Raw genomic sequence first — 19,068 nt, 5'->3', positions numbered from 1 at the left:
CGCCCGGAGTCAGCGCACGGCCCTGATCATCGCGGTCAGGACCGGTGCGTCCGTTGGGGGCTGGGTGCGGCCGATGTCCTCGTACCCCCAGCGCTGGTAGAGCCGGTGCACCTTGCCGTCCCCGGCGAGGGGATTGACCATGAGACTGACGTACGACTCACTGCGCTCGGCGAGGAGGGCGTCATGGATACGCCGAGCTGTTCCCGTACCGCGCCAGGGAATGCGAACGCCGATTTCCTTGAGAGCTACGACGCTTTTGTCGGTGTACTCGGACGAAGGGGCGGGCGAGATGCGCTTCCACCAACGGTCGTCGGAATCCACTGTGTTGGCGTACACGTAGCCGATGGGCTCGCCCTCTTCATAGGCCAGGACCGCCCCCAGCCTGGCTCCTCGGAATGACGGTCGAGGCGCTCGGCGAAAGTCGCGACCGCGTAGTTCGGCAGGTGCAGGAGGTCTGCACGGACATCGGTATAGACGTCCAGGAGATGCCGCCTGGCGGGTTCTAGCAAGTGGAATGTGCGGAGCTCGATGGTGGACGTCATACCGGTTCCTTCCACATGGTGTCTGCGTGCTGATTCCACATCCGGGCGGTGGAGCTGTTCGGCGCCGCGGTGTTGATCCTGGAGTTGAAGGTGTGCAGCATTCCGGCGACGCGAGGGTGATGAGCGGCGGCATCGGCAGGGACCGACATCGCAGTGGAGGCCGCCGCTTCCACATCGCCTTGGCCGAGTTGAGCACAAGCCAGGCGAGTGGTGGCGATGGCCTTCGACCGTCGCATGTGGGGCCGGAGAGCGGCCAAGCACCGATGCGCGTGCGCCTCGGCTGTCTCGTAGTCGCCGAGTGCGAGATATCCGGTGAGCGCGAGGGAATTCAGTTCCGCTTGGTCGTAGAACGAAGTCATCCACACGGGACGATCGGCGGCAGGGTCAGCGCGATTCATCGCGTCCTGCGCCTGGTCGAAGCTGCGTCGAGCAGCCTTGAGATTCCGGGCAATACCGTGAATGGCGGCCTGCCTGGCAAGCCCCAAGGATGCGAACAGCGGATCGCGACGCGTGATGGACAGACTCCGAGCGACGTCATTTGCGGCGATGGCTTCTTCGGGACGGCCCATGTGCCGGTACAACGTCCCGGCGTGTGACCAAATGCGGAATTTGATGGCCGGGTCGGCTGCCAATTCGGCGAGTGCCTGCGCTTCCCGCATGTGGACCATCGCGCCGTCGTAACGGCGCCCGTCGATCGCCGCCCACATCGCCGAGGACCGGAATGCCGCCGCGCATCCGTATACGTAGGCACGTACCCGCTGACTGGCACTCCCTGTGCTCTGCAGAGCCAGAGCCTCGCCGGCAAGCGCGGTGGCTTTCCGCTCGATGCCGAGCCGGCCGCCATGACGGTGGTCACTTGCGATGATCTCAGTGAAGCGTTGTTGGAGTCGGAGGACGTCGCTCGTTCCCACGCGGTACTTGGTGGCTGCGGCGGATGTGGCGGAGGCGGCAGCCAAGGCCGTTCCGGCGGCGAGGAAGCGACGGCGTTCCACGGGTCCTCCGGTGGTGGGGCGGGGCGGACGACGGGGCCCGGCCCCGCGGTACGAACCCTAAAGCGGTGGCGGGAAGGCCGGTGACCTTTTCCAGCGCGGCGCGGGTCGCGGACTTCGGCCACCGTACGCGGCCCGCTTTCCAGTCCCGGATCGATGCGCCATCCAGTCCTCCGAATCTGCCGGTGAGGTCGCCCACTGCCGAATTCACCGCCTCCGCGAGCGAATTGGAGCTGTGCCCGTGCTCCTTCATCCACGCCTCAAGCGTCGTGTTCCGCGAGGAGTTCATGCACGCACGGTAACTCCACGCTCACTGCGACGTCAGCTAAAGGAGTGGCCAAATCGCCCTAGGGGACGGGCGAAAGAAGGCCCTGATCTCCCTCAGAACATTGCTCGGGTGCCGCGTTAGCTGGTCATGCCAGCAGCGATCTGGAGGACTGACCACGATGCCGACTGCATCAAACGCTCGACGCACTCTCGCCGATGCCGCTCCGCACCCCCACTCGGCACCCACCGCCGTACGGACCGACGCGAGATCTCTTCCGCCAGAAGCCCGCGCATTTCGCCACCGGCACGGCGACCCCGTTGGCTGGGACTCCGGTGAATGGGCCGCCTACCTCGGTCTCGGAGGTGCGTCATGACCATGGGGTGGGACGCCGTCCCGGCCGCGAATACCTGGACGGTCGACGAGATCACCGGTAGCGCCTGCCCTGCTGCCACTTCGGCTACAGCCTGGCACGGGAGAAGACCGCCGGCCCGGACGATCTGCACGTGTGCCGGCCGTGCGCCGCCCGGATCGGCGTCTGCCCGGAAGCGGGGGTTGCCCTGTGAATGCCAAGCAGCTACCAGGAGTTGGCGATGAGGTCGAGTACGCCCCGGGGCGGCTGGCTGTCGTCACCGATATCCGCCAGGGCGTCTGTTACCTGCGGAGGCCCGGAATCAAGGAGTGGCCGGTGAACGATCCGTCCTCCTTGGCCGTGCGACGGACCCGAGTTGAGCGGATTGCGGCCGGGGATTTCTTGTGAAGGCGGGGCCGGCTTCCCCGGCGCGCTGCTCCCACGAGGCGGATGAGGCCCACAGCTCAACCAGCCAGCTGCGGCAGCGTTGAACCGCGCGGCGGGGGTGGGTGGCGGGGGTGGGTGGCGGGGGTGGGTGGCGGGGGTGGGTGGCGGGGGTGGGTGGCGGGGGTGGGTGGCGGGGGTGGGTGGCGGGGGTGGGTGGCGGGGGTGGGTGGCGGGGGTGGGTGGCGGGGGTGGGTGGCGGGGGTGGGTGGCGGGGGTGGGTGGCGGGGGTGGGTGGCGGGGGTGCCATGCCCTAAGCGGCCGATGGCACCCCTAGGGCCGTACAACCACCTCAGGACGCCACCGTCGCCGTCGCTCACCGGCCCGGCGCCCGCCCCCGCCCAGCCCCGGGGTCCAGCCCCCCGCCCAGCCCGCGGCGCTACCCCCGCGGTACCCGCACGACCCCCTCCTGGATCACCGAGACGGCGAGTTGGCCGTGCTGGGTCCAGATGCGGGCCTGGCCGAGGCCGCGGCCGCCCGACGCGGAGGGGGATTCCTGGTCGTAGAGGAGCCATTCGTCGGCGCGGAAGGGGCGGTGGAACCACATGGCGTGGTCCAGTGAGGCGCCGACGACGTCGCCGACGGCCCAGCCGCCGCGGCCGTGGGCGAGCAGGACCGAGTCCAGCAGCGTCATGTCGGAGACGTAGGTGGCCAGGCAGACGTGCAGCAGGGGCTCGTCGGCGACCTTGCCGTTGGCCTTGAACCAGACCTGGGAGCGCGGGGCGCGCGGGTGGCCGACGGTGCCCCAGGGCGGGGTGTCGGCGTACCGCAGGTCGACCGCGGCGCGGGCCTCGACCAGCCGTTCGGCGATGTCCGCCGGGAGGTGGCGGGGCAGCATCTCGGCGGCCGTCGGCAGGGATTCCGGGTCGGGCGCGGCCGGCATGTCCGTCTGGTGGTCCAGCCCCTCCTCGTACTCCTGGAAGGAGGCGGAGAGGTGGAAGATCGGCTGGCCGTGCTGGACGGCGACGACCCGGCGGGTGGTGAAGGACCGCCCGTCGCGGATCCGGTCGACGGTGTAGACGATGGGCGCGCCGGGGTCGCCGGGGCGCAGGAAGTACGCGTGCAGGGAGTGCGGCGGCCGGTTCTCGGGGACCGTGCGGCCGGCCGCGACAGTGCCTGGGCGGCGACCTGCCCGCCGAAGACCCGGGGCACCAGGGCCGCCCGGCTCTGGCCGCGGAAGATGTCCTGCTCGATCCGCTCCAGGTCGAGCAGATCGAGCAGGGACCGGAGTGCTTCGTTCACGTGCGTGGGCCCCAACGTCCTTACAGGCCCATGGACTTGGCGATGATGGACTTCATGACCTCGCTGGTGCCGCCGTAGATGCGGTTGACGCGGTTGTCGGCGTACAGGCGGGCGATCGGGTACTCGTTCATGAAGCCGTAGCCGCCGTGCAGCTGGAGGCAGCGGTCGATGACGCGGTGGGCGACCTCGGTGCAGAAGAGCTTGGCGGAGGCGGCCTCGGCGGGGGTCAGTTCGCCGGCGTCGAGGGCCTCCAGGCGCGGTCGGGCGACGGCCTCGGCGGCGTCCACCTCGGCCTGGCAGGCGGCCAGTTCGAACTTGGTGTTCTGGAAGGACGCGACGGTCTTGCCGAAGACGGTGCGCTCCTGGACGTACTGCTGCGCGAACCGGACGGCGGCCTTGGCCTGCGCGTACGCGCCGAAGGCGATGCCCCAGCGCTCGGAGGGGAGGTTCTGGCCGAGGTAGTAGAAGCCCTTGTTCTCCTCGCCGAGCAGGTCCTCGACGGGGACCTTGACGTCGACGAAGGCCAGCTCGGCGGTGTCGGAGGTGCGCAGGCCGAGCTTGTCGAGCTTGCGGCCGATGGAGTAGCCCTCGGACGTGGTGTCCACGGCGAAGAGGGAGATGCCGTGGCGGCGGTCCTCGGCGGTGGGCGCGTCGGTGCGGGCGCAGACGATGACGCGGTCGGCGTGCACGCCGCCGGTGATGAAGGTCTTGGAGCCGTTGAGGACGTAGTGCGTGCCGTCCTCGCTGAGCTTGGCGGTGGTCTTCATGCCGGCGAGGTCGGAGCCGGTGCCCGGCTCGGTCATCGCCAGCGCCCACATCTCCTCGCCGGTGACGAACTTCGGCAGGAAGCGCTTCTTCTGCTCGTCGGTGGCGAGCATCTGGATGTACGGCAGGCCGAGGAGGACGTGCACTCCGGAGCCGCCGAAGGTGACGCCGGCGCGGGCGGTCTCCTCGTACATCACGGCCTCGAACTTGTGCGAGTCGATGCCGGCGCCGCCGTACTCCTCGGGGACGCGGATGCCGAAGACGCCCAGCTCGGCGAGCTTGTAGTAGAACTCGCGCGGGACCTGGCCGGCCGCGAACCACTCGTCGTGGACCGGTACGACCTCGCCCTCGATGAAGGCGCGTATGGTCTCGCGGAACGCCTCGTGGTCCTCGTTGAACACCGTACGGCGCATGGTTACGTCGCCTCCTCCAGGTCACCGGCCAAACGCATGGCTAAGCGCTTGCTCAGCGAAAAGCTACCGGCCGGTCACCTGGACTGTCCAGACCTCAACGACAAGGTGTGCGGCAGCGCACTATGCGCCCGCGGCCACCGGTCCCCCCGCCGCCGGCGCCTCCGCCGGCCCGGCCACCGCCCCGAAGGCCCCCAGCGCCAGCCGGTGCAGCAGTTCCGCCATCTCCGTGCGGCCCGGGAGGGAGCCGGGCCGGCCCAGGTGGGGGGTGGAGTTCAGCAGGCCGAAGACGGCGTGCACGGCGGCCCGGGCCTGGGACTCCGAGGGGCCCGGGTGGACCCGGCGGACGACCTCCACCCACAGCTCGACGTACTGCCGCTGCAGCTGGCGCACCCGCTTGCGGTCGGCCTCGCGCAGCCGGTCCAGCTCGCGGTCGTGCACGGTGATCAGCGGGCGGTCGTCCAGCGCGAAGTCGATGTGGCCGTCGATCAGGGCGTGCAGCACCGCCCGGGGGTCCTCGCCGCCCTCCGCGACCCGCATCCGCCCGCCCGCGAGGAGCCGCTCGCTGATCCCCACCAGCAGCTCGGCGAGCATCGCGTCCTTGCCGGCGAAGTGGCGGTAGAGCCCGGGCCGGAGATGCCCACGGCCGCCCCTATCTCGTCCACACCGACGCCGTGGAACCCGCGCTCGGCGAAGAGCCGGGCGGCCTCCTTCAGGATCTGCTCGCGGCGGCTGGTCGGGGCGGGGGCCTGCGCATTACTCATGCCGTCGATTGTAGACAGCCGGGTTAGTGGTCGTTAACCTGAAGGAAACGACGTTAACGCCCATTAACCCGGATGCCCGGCGGCCGCGCACCGCGGCGGCCGGGCGGACGACCGAGCAAGGGGGCTCGTAGTGATGGAGCAGGCACCGGTGCTGGGAGGCGACGGGGCGTCCCTCGGCCGGAGTCCGAGGGACGATCCGGCCTCCGACTCCTGGCGGGCCAACGAGGCCGCGCACCGCGAGCTCGCCGCCGAACTGCGCGAACGGCTCGCGGCGGCCCGCCTCGGCGGCGGCGAGAAGGCCCGGGCGCGGCACACCGCCCGCGGCAAGCTGCTGCCCCGCGACCGGGTCGACGCCCTGCTGGACGCCGGCTCGCCGTTCCTGGAGCTGGCGCCGCTGGCCGCGGAGGGGATGTACGACGGGGCCGCGCCGGCCGCCGGGGTGATCGCCGGCATCGGGCGGGTCTCCGGCCGCGAGGTGGTGATCGTCGCCAACGACGCCACGGTCAAGGGCGGCACGTACTACCCGATGACGGTCAAGAAGCACCTGCGCGCCCAGGAGGTGGCCCTCGACAACCACCTGCCGTGCGTCTACCTGGTCGACTCCGGCGGCGCCTTCCTGCCGATGCAGGACGAGGTGTTCCCCGACCGCGAGCACTTCGGGCGGATCTTCTACAACCAGGCGCGGATGTCCGGCGCCGGGATCCCGCAGATCGCGGCCGTCCTCGGATCGTGCACGGCCGGCGGCGCGTACGTCCCCGCCATGAGCGACGAGGCCGTGATCGTCCGCAACCAGGGCACGATCTTCCTGGGCGGCCCGCCGCTGGTGAAGGCCGCCACCGGCGAGGTCGTCACCGCCGAGGAACTGGGCGGCGGCGAGGTCCACTCCCGCACCTCCGGCGTCACCGACCACCTCGCCGAGGACGACGCGCACGCGCTGCGCATCGTCCGCACCATCGTCTCGACGCTCGGCGAGCGGCCCTCGCTGCCCTGGACCGTGCGGCCCGTCGAGGAGCCCGCGGTCGACCCGGCCGGGCTGTACGGCGCGGTGCCGGTGGACTCCCGGACGCCCTACGACGTGCGCGAGGTGATCGCGCGGATCGTGGACGGCTCCCGGTTCGCCGAGTTCAAGGCCGAGTACGGCACGACGCTGGTCACCGGCTTCGCCCACCTGCACGGCCACCCGGTCGGCATCGTCGCCAACAACGGCATCCTGTTCTCCGAATCCGCCCAGAAGGGCGCCCACTTCATCGAGCTGTGCGACCAGCGCGGCATCCCCCTGGTGTTCCTCCAGAACATCTCCGGCTTCATGGTCGGCCGGGACTACGAAGCGGGCGGCATCGCCAAACACGGCGCGAAGATGGTCACGGCCGTGGCCTGCACCCGGGTCCCCAAGCTCACGGTCGTCATCGGCGGCTCGTACGGCGCCGGCAACTACTCCATGTGCGGCCGGGCCTACTCCCCCCGCTTCCTGTGGATGTGGCCCAACGCCAAGATCTCCGTGATGGGCGGCGAGCAGGCCGCCTCGGTCCTCGCCACGGTCAAGCGCGACCAGATGGAGGCCCGCGGCGAGGAGTGGAGCGCCGAGGAGGAGGACGCCTTCAAGGCCCCCGTCCGCGCGCAGTACGAGACCCAGGGCAACGCCTACTACGCCACCGCCCGGCTGTGGGACGACGGCGTCATCGACCCGCTCGAAACCCGGCAGGTCCTCGGCCTCGCCCTGACCGCCTGCGCCAACGCCCCCCTGGGCGAGCCGCAGTTCGGCGTCTTCCGGATGTGAGAGGAATGCCCACGACCATGTTCGACAGCGTCCTGATCGCCAACCGCGGCGAGATCGCGGTCCGCGTCATCCGCACGCTCCGCACGCTCGGCATCCGCTCCATCGCCGTCTTCAGCGACGCGGACGCCGGAGCCCGGCACGTCCGCGAGGCCGACACGGCCGTACGGATCGGCCCGGCCCCGGCCGCCGAGAGCTATCTGTCCGTCGAGCGGCTGCTGGACGCGGCCGCCCGCACCGGCGCCCAGGCGGTCCACCCCGGCTACGGCTTCCTCGCCGAGAACGCCGCCTTCGCCCGGGCCTGCGCCGAGGCGGGCCTGGTCTTCCTCGGCCCGCCGGCCGACGCCATCGAGCTGATGGGCGACAAGATCCGCGCCAAGGAGACGGTCCGCACGGCCGGCGTCCCGGTCGTCCCGGCTCCTCCGGCAGCGGCCTGGACGACGCCCAACTCGCCGCCGCCGCACGGGAGATCGGCATGCCCGTCCTGCTCAAGCCGTCCGCGGGCGGCGGCGGCAAGGGCATGCGGCTGGTGCGCGAGGAGGCACTGCTGGCCGAGGAGATCGCCGCCGCCCGGCGCGAGGCCCGCTCCTCCTTCGGCGACGACACCCTCCTCGTCGAGCGCTGGATCGACCGGCCCCGGCACATCGAGATCCAGGTCCTGGCGGACGGCCACGGCACCGTCCTCCACCTCGGCGAGCGCGAGTGCTCCCTCCAGCGGCGCCACCAGAAGATCATCGAAGAGGCCCCTCGGTCCTGCTCGACGAGGCGACCCGCGCCGCGATGGGCGAGGCGGCCGTGCAGGCGGCCCGCTCCTGCGGCTACCGCGGCGCCGGCACCGTCGAGTTCATCGTCCCGGGCAAGGACCCCTCGGCCTACTACTTCATGGAGATGAACACCCGCCTCCAGGTGGAACATCCGGTCACCGAGCTCGTCACCGGCCTGGACCTGGTGGAGTGGCAGCTGCGGATCGCCGCCGGCGAGCACCTCCCCTACGCCCAGGACGACATCACGCTCACCGGGCACGCGGTCGAGGCCCGGCTCTGCGCCGAGGACCCGTCCCGCGACTTCCTGCCGACCGGCGGCACGGTCCTCTCGCTGCACGAGGTGCAGGGCGACGGAACCCGCACCGACTCCGGCCTCACCGAGGGCGGCGAGGTCGGCAGCCGGTACGACCCGATGCTCGCCAAGGTCATCGCGTACGGCCCGGACCGGGCGAGCGCGCTGCGCCGGCTGCGGGCCGCGCTGGCCGACACCGTCACCCTCGGCGTGACGACCAACGCCGGCTTCCTGCGGCGGCTGCTGGCCCACCCCGACGTGGTCGCCGGCGAGCTGGACACCGGGCTGGTGGAGCGGGAGGCGGCCGGCCTGATCGAGGCGGGCGTCCCGGACGAGGTGTACGCGGCGGCCGCGGCGGTGCGGCAGGCCGCCCTCGCACCGGCGGTGGACGAGGCCGGCTGGCGCGACCCGTTCGCCGCCCCCAGCGGCTTCCGGCTCGGCGGCGAGCCCGCGCCGGTGCGCCACTGGCTGCGGGTGCCGGGCCACGACCCGGTGGCCCGCGAGGTCCGGCCCGGCGGCCCGGAGGACACCGCCGAGGTCGCACCGGACCGCGTCCGGATCACCGTCGACGGCATCGTGCACACCTTCCACCGCAGCGGCGACTGGCTCGGCAGGGACGGCGACGCCTGGCAGGTCGCCGATCACGACCCGGTGGCGGCCGCGCTGCGCGGGGCCGCCGGGGCGCACGGCGCGGACACCCTGGCCGCCCCGATGCCGGGCACCGTCACGGTCGTCAAGGTCGCGGTCGGCGACGAGGTCACCGCGGGCCAGGGCCTGCTGGTGGTGGAGGCGATGAAGATGGAACACGTGATCTCCGCCCCGCACGCCGGGACGGTGACCGAACTGGACGTGACGGTCGGCTCGACGGTCGCCATGGACCAGGTGCTGGCCGTGATCGCGCCCATGGACGGCGCAGACGGCGCCGTCGGCGCCGACGGGGAGGTGGCGTCATGACCGTCGCCGGACTGCCGATGGAGGTCGCCGCGGAGGGCCTGCCCGCCCGCGTGCGCATCCATGAGGTCGGCGCGCGCGACGGCCTGCAGAACGAGCAGGCCGTCGTGCCCACGGAGATCAAGGCCGAGTTCGTCCACCGGCTCGTCGACGGGGACTGCCGGTCGTGGAGGCGACCAGCTTCGTGCACCCCAAGTGGGTGCCCCAACTCGCCGACGCCGAGCGGCTGTTCCCGCTGCTGGGCGACCTCGACCCGCACCGGCTGCCCGTCCTGGTGCCCAACGACCGCGGCCTGGACCGGGCGCTGGCACTGGGCGCGCGCCGGATCGCGGTGATCGGCAGCGCCACCGAATCGTTCGCCAAGGCCAACCTCAACCGCACGGTCGACGAGGCACTGCTGATGTTCGCCCCGGTCGTCGCCCGCGCCAAGGAGGCCGGGGTGCACGTCCGCGGCTATCTGTCGATGTGCTTCGGCGACCCCTGGGAGGGCCGGTGCCGGTCGCGCAGACGGTCCGGGTGTGCCGGGCGCTGGTCGACATGGGCTGCGACGAGCTGAGCCTGGGCGACACCATCGGCGTGGCCACCCCCGGCCACGTCCAGCACCTCCTCGCCGCCCTCAACGAGGCGGGCGTGCCCACCTCGAAGCTGGGCGTGCACTTCCACGACACCTACGGGCAGGCCCTCGCCAACACCCTCGCCGCGCTGCAGCACGGCGTCACCACCGTCGACGCGTCGGCGGGCGGCCTCGCGGCTGCCCGTACGCCAAGAGCGCCACCGGCAACCTCGCCACCGAGGACCTCGTGTGGATGCTGCACGGCCTCGGCATCGAGACCGGTGTCGATCTCGACCGGCTCACCGCCACGAGCGTGTGGATGGACGGTGTCCTGGGCCGCCCGAGCCCCTCGCGCACCCTGCGTGCCCTCTCCCACAAGGAGTGACCATGTCCCTGGACCACCGTCTGCCCGAAGAGCTGGAGGAACTCCGGCGTACGGTCGAGGCGTTCGCGCATGACGTCGTCGCCCCGAAGATCGGCGAGTACTACGAGCAGCATGCGTTCCCGTACGAGATCGTGCAGGAGATGGGCCGGATGGGCCTGTTCGGCCTGCCGTTCCCCGAGGAGTACGGCGGGATGGGCGGCGACTACCTCGCCCTCGGCATCGCCCTGGAGGAGCTCGCCCGGGTCGACTCCTCGGTGGCGATCACCCTGGAGGCGGGCGTCTCGCTGGGCGCCATGCCGCTGTACCGCTTCGGCACGGAGGAGCAGAAGCGCGAGTGGCTGCCCAAGCTGTGCAGCGGCGAGATGCTCGGCGCGTTCGGCCTGACCGAGCCGGACGGCGGCTCGGACGCCGGCGCGACCCGCACGACCGCGGTGCGGGACGGCGACGAGTGGGTGATCAACGGCAGCAAGTGCTTCATCACCAACTCCGGTACGGACATCACCGGCCTGGTGACGGTCACCGCGGTCACCGGCCGCAAGGCCGACGGCTCCCCGGAGATCTCCTCGATCATCGTGCCGTCCGGCACCCCCGGCTTCACGGTCGCCGCCCCGTACTCCAAGGTCGGCTGGAACGCCTCGGACACCCGCGAGCTGTCGTTCGCGGACGTCCGGGTGCCGGTCGGCAACCTGCTCGGTGCGGAGGGCCGCGGCTACGCCCAGTTCCTGCGGATCCTCGACGAGGGCCGGATCGCCATCGCGGCGCTGGCCACCGGCCTGGCGCAGGGCTGTGTGGACGAGTCGGTGACGTACGCGAAGGAACGTCACGCCTTCGGGAAGCCGATCGGCGCCAACCAGGCGATCCAGTTCAAGCTCGCCGACATGGAGATGCGGGCGCACACCGCCCGGCTGGCGTGGCGGGACGCCGCCTCCCGGCTGGTGCACGGCGAACCGTTCAAGAAGGAGGCGGCGCTCGCGAAGCTGTACTCCTCCGAGATCGCGGTGGACAACGCGCGCGAGGCCACCCAGATCCACGGCGGGTACGGCTTCATGAACGAGTACCCGGTGGCCCGGATGTGGCGGGACGCCAAGATCCTGGAGATCGGCGAGGGCACCAGCGAGGTGCAGCGGATGCTGATCGCACGGGAGCTGGGGTTCTAGGACCGTCGCGGGGACTTCGGGCCTTCGGGGCCTTCAAGGCCTTCGGAGCCCTTAGGGTGCGGCCGAACAGATCCCGTAGGGGGTACGAGCGCCCCCTGTGGGGCCACAACGTGGTGGGCTCCGGTGGAATTCCGGGGCTCACCACGTCGTGGCACGTGTGGCGGGCGCCGTGGCACGCGCCGTGAACGCTGTGACGCGTGCCGCGGGCGCCTCACGTCGTGCGGCGCACCGTTACGCCGTGGCGCGCACCGGGCGGAGGCGAAGCGCGCATGCCGTCACGCCGTCACGCCGTCGGCCAGGGGACTTCCGGTGAGCGGTAGTAATGGATGCCCAGCGCGTCCCAGCGGGGACCCTGGGCGGCCAGCCGCTCGCGGTAGGAGGCCCAGTCGTGGGTGTCCGCGGGGACCAGCCGAGCTCCGCGATGCCGGGCAGCCGCGGGAAGGCCATGTACTCGATGTGCGCGGACGTCGAGAGGGTCTCGGACCACAGCGGCGCCTCGACGCCCCGGATCGCCTCGCCGGGCGCGCCCTGGAGGTAGCTGCCCGGGTCCCAGTCGTACGCCCGCCGGACGCCCACGTAGCCGGCCCAGGACAGGCCCAGCGGGGTGTCCTTGTCGTACTTCATGTCGAGGTAGGCGCGGTCGGCGGGCGAGAGGATCAGCCCGGTGCCGTTCCGGGCCGCGTCGGCGACCTGCTGGCGCTCCGCCGCGCCGGTGGCGTCGTAGCCCCAGTACTGGGCGAGGGCGCCCTTCGCCGGGTGCGCGCCGGTCAGCTGGTGCCAGCCGATCACGGTCTTGCCGTACTTGGCGACCACCGGCTGCACCTTGTCCATGAAGGTGACGTAGTCCGCGTGGCTGGTGGAGTGCGCCTCGTCGCCGCCGATGTGGAGGTACGGGCCCGGGGTGAGCCGGGCGAGCTCGCGGACCACGTCGTCGACGAAGTCGTAGGTCACCTTCTTCGGGACGCACAGCGAGCTGAAGCCGACGTGGGTGCCGGTGTAGAGGGGCGGCGCGACGCCGTTGCAGTTGAGGTCGGCGTACGAGGCCAGCGCGGCGTTGGTGTGGCCCGGCATGTCGATCTCGGGGACGACGGTGAGGTAGCGGTCGGCGGCGTAGCGGACGATCTCGCGGTAGTCGTCCTGGCTGTAGTAGCCGCCCTTGCCGCCGCCCACCTGGGTGGAGCCGCCGTAGGTCGCCAGCCGCGGCCAGGAGCGGATGGCGATCCGCCAGCCCTGGTCGTCGGACAGGTGCAGATGCAGCTTGTTGATCTTGTACATCGCCAGCTGGTCGACGTAGCGCTTCACCTGGTCGACGGTGAAGAAGTGCCGGGACACGTCGAGCATCGCGCCGCGGTAGCCGTAGCGCGGGGTGTCGGTGACGGTGCCGCCGGCGATCCTCCAGGGCCCGGCCTGCTCGCGGTGTTCGCCGGCGGCCGGGGGCAGCAGCTGGCGGAGGGTCTGGATGCCGTGGAAGAGGCCGGCGGGCCGGCGGGCGCCGATCGTCACGCCGTGGCCGTCGGCGCGCAGCCGGTAGCCCTCGGCGCCCAGCTCCGCGGTGCCCCGGCCGCCGAGCCGCAGCACGATGCCGTCGCCGTCCTTGGTGGTGACCGGCAGGGCGTAGCCGGTGGAGGGGCGCAGCAGGCCCGCCAGATAGCCGGCGATCCGCCGCACGTCGCCGGAGCCGCCGGGCACGCGGATGCGGGTGCCGGCGCCGATCGTGTACGGGGTGCCGCCCTCGTGCACGGACGCCGGGGCGGGTACGACCCGGTCGAGGGGGACGGTGGGGGCGGCGGCCCGTGCGGCGGGGGCGGGGCGGCGGCGGTTCCCAGCGCCGCGGCCACGGCCAGCAGCGGACCCAGCAGTCTGCGTCGTCTCATCGACGGTCCCTTCGGCGAGCGTCGGGCATGTCATGGCATGGAGCGACCGAGCGGTGACCATGCGTACCGCGAGCCTGGAACGGGGTCAAGGTGTAGACCACTTTCCCGCACCCAAATCGGGGACGTGCCCGATATCGGGCAGATTTCTTGCGAATCTTGGCGGCGCCCCGCAGTATCGACGGGTGCTCGAACGCCGGAACCGCGCTGATGCGCCACATGACGACCTGGTGGAACACCTGGTGCGCAGCACACCGCTGCAGCGCGGTGAGGCCGCCCGGGTGGTGCTGGACGTGCTGGCGTACTTCGACGAGACGACGGAGGAGTTCGTCCGCCGGCGCCATCGGGAGCTGCAGTCCCACGGGCTGCGCAACGAGGAGATCTTCGAACGGATCCGCCACGAGATGCCGCACCGCGCCGTGGCCCCGCCCGATCTCTCCGCCCGCCAGCTGCGCCGCCTCGTCTACGGCTGAGGGTCCACGGCCGGCCGGTCCACGGCGGGCCGGATCCACGGCGGAGGCGCCCGGCAGGCACCGGGCACACCACAACCGACACACGTCTTTCTCGGAGGGTCACTGTATGTGCGGGATCGTCGGCTATATCGGCAAACGCGATGTTGCTCCCCTGCTCCTGGAGGGCCTGGCCCGTCTGGAGTACCGCGGCTACGACTCGGCCGGCATCGCCCTCCACGCGAGCGGCACCGGCAAGTCCGCGGGCCTGAAGACCGCCAAGGCCAAGGGCCGGGTCCGGGAGCTGGAGGCCCGGCTGCCGAAGCGGTTCGCCGGCACCACGGGCATCGCGCACACCCGCTGGGCCACCCACGGCGCGCCCACCGACGACAACGCCCACCCGCACCTGGACACCGAGGGCAAGGTCGCCGTCGTCCACAACGGCATCATCGACAACGCCGCCGAGCTGCGCGCCCGGCTGACCGCCGACGGCATCGTCTTCGCCTCCGAGACCGACACCGAGGTCCTCGCGCACCTCATCGGCCGCTCCCAGGCCGAGACGCTGGAGGAGAAGGTCCGCGAGGCACTGCGGCACATCGAGGGCACCTACGGCATCGCCGTGCTGCACTCCGACTTCACCGACCGGATCGTGGTCGCCCGCAACGGCTCCCCGGTCGTGCTCGGCATCGGCGAGCACGAGATGTTCGTCTCGTCCGACGTCGCCGCGCTGGTCTCGCACACCCGCCAGGTCGTCACCCTCGACGACGGCGAGATGGCCACCCTCAAGGCCGACGACTACCGCACGTACACCACCGAGGGCTCGCGCACGACCGCGACGCCGGAGACCGTCGAGTACGCGGCCGAGTCGTACGACCTGGGCGGCCACGACACCTACATGCACAAGGAGATCTACGAGCAGGCGGACGCGGTGGACCGCGCGCTGCGCGGCCGGATCGACGACCGGTTCTCCACCGTGCACCTCGGCGGCCTCAACCTCGACGCCCGCGAGGCCCGCACCATCCGCCGGGTCAAGATCCTCGGCTGCGGCACCTCGTACCACGCCGGCCAGATCGGCGCGCAGATGATCGAGGAGCTGGCCCGCATCCCCTCGGACGCCGAGCCGGCCTCCGAGTTCCGCTACCGCGACCCGGTCGTGGACCCCGACACCCTCTACGTCGCGGTCTCCCAGTCCGGTGAGACCTACGACGTGCTGGCCGCCGTCCAGGAGCTCAAGCGCAAGGGCGCCCGGGTCCTGGGCCTGGTGAACGTCGTCGGCTCGGCGATCGCCCGGGAGACCGACGGCGGCATCTACGTCCACGCCGGCCCCGAGGTCTGCGTCGTCTCCACCAAGTGCTTCACCAACATGGTGGTCTCCTTCGCACTGCTCGCCCTGCACCTCGGCCGCATCCGCGACCTGTCCGTCGCGGACGGCAAGCGGATCATCGAGGGCCTGCGCAAGCTGCCCGGCCAGATCGACGAGATCCTCAAGGGCGAGGACGAGATCAAGAAGCTGGCGGCGCGCTACGCGGACGCCAAGTCGATGATGTTCATCGGCCGGGTCCGCGGCTACCCGGTGGCCCGTGAGGCGTCCCTGAAGCTCAAGGAGGTCTCCTACATCCACGCCGAGGCGTACCCGGCCTCCGAGCTCAAGCACGGCCCGCTGGCGCTCATCGAGCCCGCCATGCCGACCGTCGCCATCGTCCCGGACGACGACCTGCTGGAGAAGAACCGCGCCGCCCTGGAGGAGATCAAGGCGCGCAGCGGCCGCATCCTGGCCGTCGCGCACCAGGACCAGGAGAAGGCCGACGACACCGTCATCGTGCCGAAGAACGAGCCCGAGCTGGACCCGATCCTGCTGGGCATCCCGCTCCAACTGCTCGCCTACCACACGGCGTTGTCCCTCGGCCGGGACATCGACAAGCCCCGGAACCTGGCCAAGTCCGTGACGGTGGAGTAGTCACCTACCGGCGACCGCGTCGCGCGCGTGCCACCATTACGCGCGCGACGCCGCCGCCTCCCCTGTGCCGGCGTCGCCCAAAACGCCGGCGGGATGCCACCGCCTGGGAACCGTCACCTCCCGGCCGGCAGCACGCAGTTGCCGTGCGCGCGGCCGCCGGGCCCGTGGTGCGGCGCGCCCACGTGACCGTTTTCTACCCTTCTTTGGCGCACAATCCACCTCTTCCGCTGCACGAGAGAGGGGGAACCGCCGACCCGGCCCGTTCCTGACGCCTCCTCAACTGCACGCGGGAGGCGGGGAGAAGAAGCGATCCGTCAGGGGATCACGATGACCGGGCGCTGCGCCCGGCGGGCCAGCCGTCCCGCGACCGAGCCGAAGATCCGGCCGACGATGCCGTGCGTCGAGCCGACCACGATCGCGTCGGCCTCGTACTCCCGGCCGACCTCCTCCAGCTCGTGGCAGATGTCCCCGCCGCGCTCGACCAGGATCCAGGGCACCTCGGAGAGGTGGTCCGCGCAGGCCAGCTCCAGCCCGAGCACCTCGGTGCGGTGGTCGGGTACGTCGACGAAGACCGGGGGCTCGCAGCCCGCCCAGACCGTCGTCGGGAGCCGGTTGGCGACGTGGACGATGATCAAACCGGCGCCGTGGCGCCGCGCGAGACCGATTGCATACGCCAACGCCCGTTCGCTCGACATGGAGCCGTCGAAGCCGACCACGACGCCGTGCCGGAATGCCGGATCGCAGGAGTGGCGCGTCTTTTCCGCCGCTTCCAGGTCCGCCATCGGATCGGCGACCTGCTTGCGGTCCGCGGGTTCGGGGATTTCGTGACCGGCCATGGGGTGTCTCGGCGAGGACGTCCTCTTGCGGAGGGGCGAACGGGGAACGGCGATTGACTTGATCCGGCAGTTGACTGAGCTGGCTCGATCGAGGACCGGGAGCCATAGTTCAAAGAGGAACGATACGACTGGGAATCATCTTCCCAACCCGATACCCCAAGAGTACGGCGCCACTCCCCCGCTGCCCAGAGCCCGCCGCGGGCACCGGGCGCCCGGACGAGGTGGACCGGGGGCCTCGAACGTTCCCCGGAGCATGCCGGAGCGTGGCGCGGATGGCAATGCCCCGTCCTGCCCCCGTACGTACCCCTCGCGGTGACCCAAGATCGTCGGCGGCGTTGTAGTAGCAGCCCGCCCGAGGGGAGCACGAGGTGCCGTTGCCGCCCGACAGATCACCCGACCCAGTGAGCGATGTCGTGCGCTGGGGAGCGTTCAGCTGCGCCCTGGTCCCCTTCGTACTGATCATCAGCGGCGCCTCGTGGGCCGGCGCGGCCGGCACCTCCGCCGGTCTGGCCCTGGTGACCGGCGCCTGCCGCGCGCTGTTGCGGCGGTCCGAACGGTCCGCGGCCGGACTCCGCGGGCGAGCCGCCGGACGACAACGGGACAGAAGCGGACGTTCCGGGGCGCGGGCGCGCAGGGGCGGGCGGCACGGCGAACGGCGTACGCCGGTCGACTGAGGCGCCTACAAGTCCGCGCACGACCGTTTTCAGCCAACTTCCGGCCGGCGCCCACACCTTGCTCCCCGCACCCCCCAACCCTGGTGTGAGCAGGGAGGAAAGGACCGCTGGGCATGGTTGTGTCCTACTGCGAACGGGCAGAGCCGAGACGCGTACTTCCCTTGCAGGGCCGACGAGTGGAACGCTTCGTGATCGAATGCTTCGCGCCAAGTTGCCATATCGACATACCAGCGGGTGGTGAACTTGGCACTCCATCCTCACGGAACACAGTAGATTCGATCTTGGTAGTGACGGCGGGGGAGCTGTGCAGGACCGAGAGGGCGAGACGACCGAGGGGGGCTTAAGTGCCATGAGCCAGGACTCCGCTGCCGTACCAGATGCCGCACGCAAGCTCGCCGCCCGACGGCGCCGCGAAATAGTCGCGGTGCTTCTCTTCAGCGGCGGCCCTATTTTCGAGAGCTCCATTCCGCTCTCGGTCTTCGGCATCGACCGACAGGACGCCGGGGTTCCGAGGTACCGGCTACTTGTGTGCGCGGGCGAAGATGCACCTTTGCGCACGACCGGGGGGCTGGAGCTGTCCGCCCCCTACGGGCTGGAGGCGATCTCCCGTGCCGGGACGGTCGTCGTACCGGCCTGGCGTTCCATCACCCAGGCCCCGCCGCCCGCCGCGCTCGACGCGCTGCGCCGGGCGCACGAAGAGGGGGCCAGGATCGTCGGGCTGTGCACGGGGGCGTTCGTCCTCGCCGCGGCCGGACTGCTCGACGGCCGGCCGGCCACGACCCACTGGATGTACGCGCCGACGCTCGCCAAGCGTTATCCGTCCGTCCACGTGGACCCGCGGGAGCTGTTCGTCGACGACGGCGACGTGCTGACGTCCGCGGGCACCGCCGCCGGCATCGACCTGTGCCTGCACATCGTGCGCACCGACCACGGCGCGGACGCCGCGAACGCGCTGGCCCGCCGGCTGGTGGTGCCGCCCCGGCGCACCGCCTCCGACCTCGGTCACCAGCGCTACCTGGACAGGTCATTACCTGAGGAGATCGGCGCCGACCCGCTCGCCGAGGTCGTCGCCTGGGCGCTGGAGCACCTCCACGAGCAGTTCGACGTGGAGACGCTCGCCGCGCGCGCGTACATGAGCCGGCGCACCTTCGACCGGCGGTTCCGTTCCCTCACCGGGAGCGCGCCGCTGCAGTGGCTGATCACCCAGCGGGTGCTGCAGGCCCAGCGGCTGCTGGAGACCTCCGATTATTCGGTGGACGAGGTCGCCGGCCGCTGCGGGTTCCGGTCGCCGGTCGCGCTGCGCGGCCACTTCCGGCGCCAGCTGGGGGCCTCGCCGGCCGCCTACCGCGCGGCCTACCGCGCACGCCGGCCGCAGAACGGTGCGCCCGAGCCCGCGCTCAGACCCGAGCGGGCCGAGCGCGCCGAGCGGCCGGAGCGCGAGCGGGCGGCGCTGGGGGCGGGCGCGGGGTTCTCCGCGTCCGCGCTGGCCGGTCACGGCCTGGCGGAGGCGGCCGAGGCGGCCAAACCGCAGTCGGACGCGTACGCCCCCAGGGTGCCGGAGGCCGCGGTCGGCCGGGCTGCGGGCCGCCCCGTGCTCCCCGGACAGCGCGAGCGCCCCGTAGGGTGAGATGT

At 71.6% G+C, this 19,068-nt stretch carries 9 protein-coding genes and 6 pseudogenes; 8 read left to right on the top strand and 7 right to left on the bottom strand.

Annotated elements, in window-relative coordinates:
• Positions 1–9: 9 nt before the first annotated feature.
• From OJ254_RS14420 to OJ254_RS14400, 5 genes and pseudogenes are all read right to left on the bottom strand, one after another.
• Positions 10–542: pseudogene (locus OJ254_RS14420) on the bottom strand (GNAT family N-acetyltransferase).
• Positions 539–1,498 (bottom strand): NsdA family TPR-like regulatory protein, encoded by a 960-nt coding sequence (locus tag OJ254_RS14415; RefSeq protein WP_481005558.1) that lies wholly within the window; start codon positions 1,496–1,498, stop codon positions 539–541. Before OJ254_RS14415 ends, OJ254_RS14420 begins: the two are co-directional and overlap by 4 nt.
• A 1,473-nt stretch (positions 1,499–2,971) precedes the next feature.
• Positions 2,972–3,834: pseudogene (locus OJ254_RS14410) on the bottom strand (acyl-CoA thioesterase).
• A 20-nt stretch (positions 3,835–3,854) separates the two neighbouring features.
• Positions 3,855–5,012, bottom strand: coding sequence for an acyl-CoA dehydrogenase family protein (locus OJ254_RS14405; RefSeq protein WP_265362653.1), 1,158 nt, complete (start codon positions 5,010–5,012; stop codon positions 3,855–3,857).
• A gap of 120 nt (positions 5,013–5,132) precedes the next feature.
• Positions 5,133–5,773, bottom strand: a pseudogene (locus OJ254_RS14400) (SACE_7040 family transcriptional regulator).
• A gap of 133 nt (positions 5,774–5,906) precedes the next feature.
• Between OJ254_RS14400 and OJ254_RS14395 the strand changes: the two are divergent.
• The 4 genes and pseudogenes from OJ254_RS14395 to OJ254_RS14380 all read left to right on the top strand — a co-directional run bounded on the left by OJ254_RS14395 (position 5,907) and on the right by OJ254_RS14380 (position 11,649).
• Positions 5,907–7,550 carry a carboxyl transferase domain-containing protein gene (locus OJ254_RS14395; protein WP_265362652.1) on the top strand — a complete coding sequence of 548 codons (1,644 nt, stop codon included), beginning with the start codon at positions 5,907–5,909 and terminating at the stop codon, positions 7,548–7,550.
• 17 nt (positions 7,551–7,567) lie between these two features.
• Positions 7,568–9,557: pseudogene (locus OJ254_RS14390) on the top strand (acetyl/propionyl/methylcrotonyl-CoA carboxylase subunit alpha).
• Positions 9,554–10,492, top strand: a pseudogene (locus tag OJ254_RS14385) (hydroxymethylglutaryl-CoA lyase). The pseudogenes OJ254_RS14390 and OJ254_RS14385 overlap by 4 nt, the downstream one beginning before the upstream one ends.
• Positions 10,493–10,494: 2 nt before the next feature.
• Entirely contained in the window at positions 10,495–11,649 is a 1,155-nt protein-coding gene (locus tag OJ254_RS14380; RefSeq protein ID WP_265362651.1) for an acyl-CoA dehydrogenase family protein, read from the top strand.
• 283 nt (positions 11,650–11,932) lie between these two features.
• On the opposite strand, the pseudogene OJ254_RS14375 reads toward OJ254_RS14380, so the two are convergent.
• Positions 11,933–13,523: pseudogene (locus tag OJ254_RS14375) on the bottom strand (beta-N-acetylhexosaminidase).
• A gap of 182 nt (positions 13,524–13,705) precedes the next feature.
• Here OJ254_RS14375 and OJ254_RS14370 point away from each other — a divergent pair.
• A complete protein-coding gene (locus OJ254_RS14370) occupies positions 13,706–13,993 on the top strand; it encodes a hypothetical protein (RefSeq protein ID WP_265362650.1) in 288 nt (95 codons plus the stop codon).
• A 106-nt stretch (positions 13,994–14,099) separates the two neighbouring features.
• Positions 14,100–15,926: a glutamine--fructose-6-phosphate transaminase (isomerizing) gene (gene glmS / locus OJ254_RS14365; protein WP_265362649.1), complete on the top strand. Its 1,827-nt coding sequence runs from the start codon at positions 14,100–14,102 to the stop codon at positions 15,924–15,926.
• A 314-nt stretch (positions 15,927–16,240) separates the two neighbouring features.
• Here the strand turns inward: glmS and OJ254_RS14360 are convergent, their stop codons facing one another.
• A complete protein-coding gene (locus OJ254_RS14360) occupies positions 16,241–16,762 on the bottom strand; it encodes a universal stress protein (RefSeq protein WP_265362648.1) in 522 nt (173 codons plus the stop codon).
• A 401-nt stretch (positions 16,763–17,163) separates the two neighbouring features.
• Here OJ254_RS14360 and OJ254_RS14355 point away from each other — a divergent pair, with 401 nt between their 5' ends.
• Complete coding sequence (locus tag OJ254_RS14355) at positions 17,164–17,436, top strand: hypothetical protein (protein WP_265362646.1); 273 nt, start codon at positions 17,164–17,166, stop codon at positions 17,434–17,436.
• 349 nt (positions 17,437–17,785) lie between these two features.
• A complete protein-coding gene (locus tag OJ254_RS14350) occupies positions 17,786–19,063 on the top strand; it encodes a helix-turn-helix domain-containing protein (protein ID WP_265362645.1) in 1,278 nt (425 codons plus the stop codon).
• Positions 19,064–19,068: the final 5 nt, after the last annotated feature.

This window comes from Streptomyces endophytica (genome assembly GCF_026153355.1).
In the GTDB taxonomy this organism is placed as follows: Bacteria; Actinomycetota; Actinomycetes; order Streptomycetales; family Streptomycetaceae; genus Streptomyces; species Streptomyces endophytica.
Note: the sequence above shows the minus strand (reverse complement) of the source record. Positions and strands in the feature narration are given on the sequence as shown.